Genomic DNA, 7,755 nt, shown 5'->3' with positions numbered 1-7,755 from the left:
CGCTTGCGCAGCTCGGTAAAACGCATGATGGCATCGACCAGGTCGCCGTCGGTGGCCAGCTCCAGCGTGTCTACACCAGCTTGCGCCAGGGCCTGGCGCAAGTCGGCTTCGCGCTGCGCGGCAATGCGGGCGAAGCGTTTGCGGAATCCGGCGTCGTGGGTATCGACCAGCAGTTGCTCGCCGGTTTCTGCATCGCGTATCGGTATCAGGCCGAGGTCGGGCAGCGCGAGTTCGAGCGGGTCGAGCAGGCGCACGGCCACCACCTCATGGCGCTGCGCCAGCTGGCCCAGCGTTTTTTCCCAACCCGGCTCGCTGATGAAGTCAGACACCACAAACACGGTCGAGCGGCGGCGCAGAAACTGGGCGGCGGAGCGCAGCAGGTCATCCAGTCGCGTGGCCGCCGTGCCCTGGGCCTCGGGGCGCGTCTGCATGCTGTGCAGCAGGCGCAGCACATGCGCGCGGCCACCGCGTGCGGGAAGCACCGTGTCCACACCGGTGCCGTACAGCATGGCGCCCACACGGTTGCCGTGGCGCGTCAGCATGCGGGCCAGCACCGCCACAAATTCACTGGAGACCTGGCTTTTGCGCTGCGAACCCGAGCCGAAATCGACCGAGGGGCTGAGGTCGAGCAGAAACCAGCTGGCCATCTCGCGATCTTCCGTGAAGACGCGCACATGCGGCGACTGCAGGCGCGCCGTGACATTCCAGTCGATGTGGCGCACATCGTCATGGTGCTGGTACTCGCGCAGATCGGCCAGATCCATGCCAGTGCCGCGCATCAAGGTGCGGTAGTCACCCTGCAACAGGCCGTCAAGCCGGCGCAGCACCGTCCACTCAAGGCGGCGCAGCACGTGCTCGGCACCCGCCAGCGGCTGCGCCGATGCCGGGGCGGGGACCTCGGCAGCTTCGGGTTGAGCGGATTTGCGAAACCAGTTTTTCATGGATGGTCAGCGCCCTGCGGGGCATCCTTCGACAAGCTCAGGACGAACGGAATGGTGCGAACGGGGACCTTGATTCAGTCCAGCCGGGGCCGCGGGTCCGGCTTTGCCGGCCCGCAGGCGCAGCGCCCCCTCGGGGGGCAGAGAGCTACGCGCAGCGAGCGAACGTGGGGGCACCATATTCAGGCGGCCAGTTTCTCGTGCTCAAGCGGACGCGCGGGCGCGGGCACCTTCGCCATGATTCTGGCGACGACAGTGTCCGGGCTCAGTCCTTCGGACAGGGCCTCATAAGACAGCACCAGCCGGTGACGCAGGACATCGGGCACCAGGTCCGTCATGTCTTCGGGCAGGACGTAGCTGCGGCCACGCAGCATGGCCAGCGCGCGGGCGCCTTCGGTGAGGTTGATGGTGGCGCGCGGGCTGGCGCCAAAGGTGATGAAGCGGGCCAGATCCCTCAGGCCATGCTTTTCGGGTGTGCGTGTTGCCGAAACAAGCCGCACCGCATACTGGATCAGCGAAGGGTCCACATAGATGCGCCGGCATTCACGCTGCAGGCTGGCCAGCTGCTCGGTGGTGGCCACGCTGGAGACCGCGACGGCCGGGCCGATGACGCGCTCGACGATCACGAACTCTTCTTCATCCGTCGGGTAGTCCACCAGCACCTTCATCATGAAACGGTCCACCTGCGCTTCGGGCAGCGGATAGGTGCCTTCGGTTTCAATGGGGTTTTGCGTCGCCATGACCAGAAAGGGCTCGGGCACGCGGTGTGTTTCGCCGGCAATGGTGACTTGCCGCTCCTGCATCACTTCGAGCAGCGCGCTTTGCACCTTGGCCGGCGCGCGGTTGATTTCGTCGGCCAGCAGCAGGTTGGTGAACACCGGGCCCAGCGAGGTGCTGAAGTCGCCGGTTTTCTGGTTGTAGATGCGCGTGCCGACCAGGTCGGCCGGCACCAGGTCGGGCGTGAACTGGATGCGCTTGAAATTGCCATGAATGGTATTGGCCAGCGTCTTGACCGTCAGGGTTTTGGCCAGGCCGGGAACCCCTTCGACCAGCAGGTGGCCTTGCGCCAGGATGGCCACCATCACACGTTCGAGAAAACGGTCCTGACCGACCACCACGCGTTTGACCTCATAGAGGATCTGCTCCATCAGCTGCGCGGTCTGGGGGTCGGTTGAAGCGGCGGGAGTTTGCATGAGGCGGGTCCTTCAGAAGGGGGTGAGGCCGACGGCAGAAGCGGCGTTTTCAATCGGTACGGCAAAGGCAATGCCGACAAAACTGCGCTGCTGGTTGGGGTTCAGAATGGCGGTGACGATGCCGACCACCTCACCGTCCATGGTGACCAGCGGGCCGCCCGAGTTGCCGGGGTTGGCGGCCGCGTCGAACTGGATCAGGTTGCTGATGTCCTGCTTGCCTTCGGGCGAGCGGAAGGTGCGCTTGAGGCCGGAGATCACGCCGGCCGACGCCGACGGTCCGATGCCGAAGGGGTAACCGACGGCCAGCACATGGTCGCCGGGTGCGAGGTCGCCGGTCGAACGCATGGTGGCTGCGATCATGTCGTCGGGGATCTTGTGCGCCTGCAGCACAGCCAGGTCGTTTTCCGGCTGGGCACCGGTGATGTGTGCGGTTGATTCCAGCCCATCGGAAAACACCACCTTGATGGTCTGAGCGCCCTGCACCACATGCAGGTTGGTCAGGATGATGCCCTTGTCAACAATCACCACACCAGTGCCGACACCGTACTCCACCTCTTCCTTGCCATTTTTGCTTTTGCCGTAGCCGGTGACGCGCACGACCGACGGTCGAATCGCTTCGTAGGCTTTGGCGGCCGCGGAGGGCAGCTGTGCTGTTTCCAGTGTTTTGAGAACGGCGGCGTTGATATCGGCCTGGGTCAGCTTGCGTGGCTGGGGGCGCAGCGCCAGCGACAGGCTGAGGGCCAGCAGAAAGGCCATCAGTGCCAGAGCTGACCAGAGCAGGCGCGGGCTGGTCAATGAGAAAAAGCGTGTTCCGGCGGGGGTGCCTGGTGGCGCCGGTTCAGTTGGCGCTTGTGCTTGGGGCGTATCCTCCCGCGGAGGGCTGCTGGAGCTGCTGTAGAGGGCTGGCCTGCGCATCCGTTTCACCTGTAAAAAAAGATTTTTCGGTGGGCTTTCTCGACTGACGAATGCACGGTATCACGTCTTGTTCAACCCTGCAGATTATTCGGGCTTGCGGCGGGGATATCTGCGTAGCCCCCGCATGAGGCATCATCGGATGCATGCCTGTCTGGATAGACACCCACTGCCACCTCGATGCCGGGGATTTTGATGCGGACCGCATGGCCATGCGGTCGCGGGCGACGGCTGGCGGGGTGGCGCATTGCGTGTTGCCGGCGGTGGGTGTGTTTAATTTTGCAACCGTTCGTCAGCTGGCACACGAGTTTGGCGACAGCTACGCCCTTGGCATCCATCCCTTGCTGGTCAGGCAGGCGCAGGACGGCGACCTGGCCCTGCTCGACGCCGAGCTGGCGCTACGCAAGTCTGATCCGCGCTTGGTGGCGGTCGGCGAAATCGGGCTGGATTATTTTGTGCCGGAACTGACACAAAGCCCGCTGCGCGAGCGCCAGGAATATTTTTACCGTGAGCAGCTCCTGCTGGCGCGAAAACATGGCTTGCCGGTGATTCTGCATGTGCGCCGTTCTGCCGACAGACTGCTCAAGCACCTGCGCGAACTGGCCCCGGAAAGTGGCTGGCGCGGCATCGGTCACGCCTTCAATGGCAGCAGCCAGCAGGCCGGCGAATTCATCAAGCTTGGCTTCAAGCTCGGCTTTGGCGGCGCCGTCACTTTTGAGCCGGCGCGGCAGCTCAGGCGCCTGGCCACCGAGCTGCCACTTGATGTGCTGGTGATGGAAACCGACTCACCAGACATTCCGCCGCATTGGCTGTACACCACCGCAGCTATGCGGGAGCGCGGCCAGGCGCAGGGCCGCAACGAGCCGGCCGAACTGCCGCGTATTGCCGCCGTGGTGGCGCAACTGCGCGAAATGCCGGTCCAGGACCTTGCCGCGGCAAGCACTGCCAATGCGCTGGAGGCGTTGCCGCGGCTCAAGGGTTTGCTGGCGTGCTGACCGGGTTGGCGCCGCTGGTTTCCGGCCGCACGCGGCTACTCATTCTGGGCAGCTTTCCGGGCGTGGCTTCGCTGGAGGCGCAGCAGTATTACGGCCACCCACAGAATCATTTCTGGAAGATTCTTCAAGCCGTTTGGCCATCCAGCCTAATGCCGATGGGCGTAGACAGCTATCAAAAGCGTAGCGAGTGGTTGCTGGACAGAGGCTTGGGCGTCTGGGACGTGTACGCGGCCTGCGAGCGCGAAGGCAGCTTGGACAGCCGCATTCGCCAGCCGGTGGTCAACGATTTTTCGCAGTTCCTGCAGCAATGCCTCGCGCTGGAGGCCATTGCCCACAATGGCGGCGAGAGTTTCAAACACGCCAGAAAAATAGCCCCCACGCTTGCCACTGCGTGTGCTGCGCTGCCCCCCGAGGGGGCTATTTCGCCTTGGGGCGGCCCGGCGGCGAAATGCGCGGGATCTTCCATCGTTTTCTATAAGCTACCGTCCACCAGTCCTGCGAATGCGTCGTGGTCGTTTGAGCGCAAGCTGGCGGCGTGGCGCGAGGTGTTCGAAAAACACGGTCTGGTGTGAGCCCGCGTCCGGCGGTTCCCCTGTTTCAGTGCATCCGTGGCTGGTGGATACACTTTGAGCCTTTGACGCTGACCGTGGAACAGGCATGCTGTTCCAGACGGGCAGAGCAGCCCGGCAGCGCCTTTCGCCGGTATCCAGATTGAACCGATGGCCCGCACAGAAACCAGCAACAAACTTTCACAGGCCGAACTGCCCGAGGTGAACTTCTCCGATTATGGGGACGTCCGCTACCTGCACCTGGGCACGGAGTGGGTGCAGGGGTCGATGCTGCTGGACAAACCTTTCGACATCGAGCTGGAATATGTCCAGCGCATGATGGTCTGGCTGCTGTTCATACAGACCGGTACCGTGGCCAGGCGGCACGCGATGCAGCTGGGCCTCGGGTCGGCGGCGTTGACCAAGTTTTGCTACAAGAAGCTGAAGATGAAAACCACGGCGATCGAGCTTAACCCGCAGGTTGTTACCGCCTGCCGGCTGTGGTTCAAGCTGCCGCAGGACGACCTGCGCCTGAAGGTGGTTATGGCCGACGCGGCTCAGGAAATCCGCAAGCCGGAATACCGCGGCATGGTCGATGCGCTGCAGGTGGACCTGTACGACCATGAAGCGGCTGCGCCCGTGCTCGACAGCGCTGACTTCTACGCCGATTGCCGGGAACTGCTCGGCGAGGACGGCCTCATGACCGTCAATCTGTTCGGCCGCGACTCCAGCTACATCCGTTCGCTGGAGAAAATCGCCGAGGCGTTTGGTCCCGAATCCGTCTGGGCCTTCAAGCCGACGCGGGAAGGCAACACCATCGTGCTGGCGCAACGTGAGCCGACCCGACCTGACCGCACCGAGCTGGGGCAAAGGGCAGAGGTGATCGAGTCGCGCTTTGGCCTGCCGGCCAAAAAATGGCTCAGGCTTTTCAAGCCGGTTTGCTGAGCTGCTAGGGTGGAAGCCGGCGCTTGATCAGGTACAGTGCCAGCATGCGTGCCGTCGTGCCTCCCAAACATCACCCTGAACCCAGCGCCAAATCCGTGCCGGCCGGTCCACTGGACTGGCGCCGCCTGGTGGAATGGCTTAGCGAAGACGGCGTGATCTCGGCTGCCGAGGCGCAGCGCACCATCGCGCGCTGCTCGCAGGTGCAAAGCGCCCAGCACCCCCTGATTCGCCTGGCCAGCGTCAGCATGACCCGCGTGGCCGACGGCAAGCCGCTGGACATTGAAACCATTGCGCAATGGCTGGCAGGCAGGGCCAGCCTGGGTTATCTGCGCATCGACCCCCTGAAGGTGGACGTGGGCAAGGTGGCCGACACCATGTCGGCCGTGTATGCCGAGCGCCACAAGGTGCTGCCGGTGCAGGTGACACCTTCCGAGGTGGTGGTGGCGACGGCCGAGCCTTTTATTACCGACTGGGTGTCCGAAGTTGAGCGCCAGGCCAAGCGCCGGGTGCGCCTGGTCGTGTCCAATCCGCTGGAAATCGCCCGTTATACCGCCGAGTTTTTTGCACTGGCCAAATCGGTCAAGGCGGCCATGAAAGCCGGCGGCAACGCCGGGGCTGCCAGCTTCGAACAGCTGGTGGAGTTGGGTAAAACCAACAAGCAACTGGACGCCAACGACCAGGGCGTGGTGCAGGTGGTGGACTGGCTTTGGCAGTACGCCTTCGACCAGCGCGCCAGCGACATTCACCTGGAACCGCGGCGTGACCAGGGCGTGATCCGTTTTCGCATCGACGGCGTGCTGCACCCCGTCTACCAGCTGCCCATGGGCGTGCACAACGCGATGACGGCGCGCATCAAGTTGCTGGGCCGCATGGACGTGGTCGAAAAGCGGCGCCCGCAGGACGGCCGCATCAAGACGCGTAATCCGCGCGGCGACGAAATCGAAATGCGTCTGTCCACCCTGCCGACGGCTTTCGGCGAAAAAATGGTGATGCGGATTTTTGACCCGGACACCACCGTCAAGGACCTCGACGCGCTGGGGTTTTCCCAGCACGACGCCACGCGTTGGGAGCAGCTCGTCAAGCGGCCCTATGGCATTGTGCTGGTCACCGGACCCACGGGTTCGGGCAAGACCACCACGCTTTATTCAACGCTCAAACGCATCGCCACCGAAGAGGTCAACGTCAGCACGATTGAAGACCCGATCGAGATGATCGAGCCGGCCTTCAACCAGACCCAGGTCCAGGCGCACCTTGATTTCGATTTCCCGGAAGGCCTGCGCGCGCTGATGCGGCAGGACCCGGACATCATCATGGTGGGCGAGATCCGTGACCTGCAGACGGCGGAAATGGCGGTGCAGGCCGCGCTGACCGGCCACCTGGTGTTTTCCACCCTGCACACCAACGACGCGCCGTCGGCGGTCTCGCGCCTGATGGAACTGGGTGTGCCGTCCTACCTGATCAACGCGACGCTGCTGGGTGTGCTGGCGCAGCGCCTGGTGCGTACCCTGTGTGCGCAATGCCGGGAGAAAGACGAGGGCGGTTCGCGCGAAGCGCTTTCGGAAATCGTCAAGCCATGGCAAATCAACGGGGGCTACCAGCCCTACAAACCGGTTGGCTGCGTCGATTGCCGCATGACGGGATTTATGGGTCGCATGGGCCTGTATGAGTTGCTGACGGTGACCGAGGCCTTCAAGGACAAGGTCACCAAGGAGCCGAGTATTGACGCGCTGCGGCGCCAGGCCGTGGCTGATGGTATGCGTCCGCTGCGACTGGCGGGCGCCCTGAAGGTGGCGGAAGGCGTGACCACCATTGAGGAAATCCTGTCCACTACGCCCCCGATGTCCTGAGGCCTGTCCCGGCCGGGACAGATCGCTAATTTTGCAACGTTTTGCCCCTTTTTTGCGTAAGTGGAAGCCACATGGCGTGCCAGACGGCTTGAATGCACAATCCAGCGATTCATTCTTTTATAGAGGAGATCGGTCGTGAATATCAAGAGTCAAAAAGACTTCTTTTCCGGGCTCATGTTTATGGGGGTCGGCGTGGCGTTTGCGTGGGGGGCGACCACTTACAGTGTCGGCACCGGAGCGCGCATGGGGCCGGGCTACTTCCCCCTGATGCTGGGCGTGTTGCTGACGATCATCGGCGCCGCGATCACCTTCACCTCCCTGGTGGTGGAAGCCGAGGGCGGTGACAAGATCGGCAAATGGGCCTGGAAGCCGCTCTT

8 protein-coding genes are annotated in these 7,755 nt (G+C 63.4%); 5 read left to right on the top strand and 3 right to left on the bottom strand.

All coding sequences use genetic code 11. The features are described from left to right. The 3 genes from ABI660_RS22130 to ABI660_RS22120 all read right to left on the bottom strand — a co-directional run. Positions 1–941: DUF58 domain-containing protein (locus ABI660_RS22130; protein WP_348072205.1), on the bottom strand; the 941-nt coding region annotated here is incomplete at its 3' end. Positions 942–1,120: 179 nt separating this feature from the next. Further along, entirely contained in the window at positions 1,121–2,131 is a 1,011-nt protein-coding gene (locus tag ABI660_RS22125; protein ID WP_348072203.1) for a MoxR family ATPase, read from the bottom strand. 12 nt (positions 2,132–2,143) lie between these two features. Next, entirely contained in the window at positions 2,144–3,046 is a 903-nt protein-coding gene (locus tag ABI660_RS22120; RefSeq protein WP_348072201.1) for a trypsin-like peptidase domain-containing protein, read from the bottom strand. 143 nt (positions 3,047–3,189) lie between these two features. Between ABI660_RS22120 and ABI660_RS22115 the strand changes: the two genes are divergently transcribed. The 5 genes from ABI660_RS22115 to ABI660_RS22095 form a co-directional block, all read left to right on the top strand. Continuing rightward, positions 3,190–4,038, top strand: a complete 849-nt coding sequence (locus tag ABI660_RS22115) for a TatD family hydrolase (RefSeq protein ID WP_348072199.1) — start codon at positions 3,190–3,192, stop codon at positions 4,036–4,038. Next, entirely contained in the window at positions 4,032–4,610 is a 579-nt protein-coding gene (locus ABI660_RS22110) for a DNA-deoxyinosine glycosylase (protein ID WP_348072197.1), read from the top strand. Before ABI660_RS22115 ends, ABI660_RS22110 begins: the two co-directional genes overlap by 7 nt. A gap of 147 nt (positions 4,611–4,757) precedes the next feature. Next, entirely contained in the window at positions 4,758–5,531 is a 774-nt protein-coding gene (locus ABI660_RS22105; protein WP_348072195.1) for a spermidine synthase, read from the top strand. Positions 5,532–5,575: 44 nt separating this feature from the next. Continuing rightward, on the top strand, positions 5,576–7,378 hold the full coding sequence (locus tag ABI660_RS22100; RefSeq protein ID WP_348072193.1) for an ATPase, T2SS/T4P/T4SS family: 1,803 nt from the start codon (positions 5,576–5,578) through the stop codon (positions 7,376–7,378). 135 nt (positions 7,379–7,513) lie between these two features. Continuing rightward, positions 7,514–7,755, top strand: a 242-nt coding sequence (locus tag ABI660_RS22095; protein ID WP_348072191.1) for a tripartite tricarboxylate transporter TctB family protein, incomplete at its 3' end; no start/stop codon positions are given.

The organism is Polaromonas sp. (assembly GCF_039930745.1).
Classification (GTDB): domain Bacteria; phylum Pseudomonadota; class Gammaproteobacteria; order Burkholderiales; family Burkholderiaceae_C; genus Polaromonas.
This window is presented reverse-complemented; position numbering and strand designations above follow the sequence as displayed.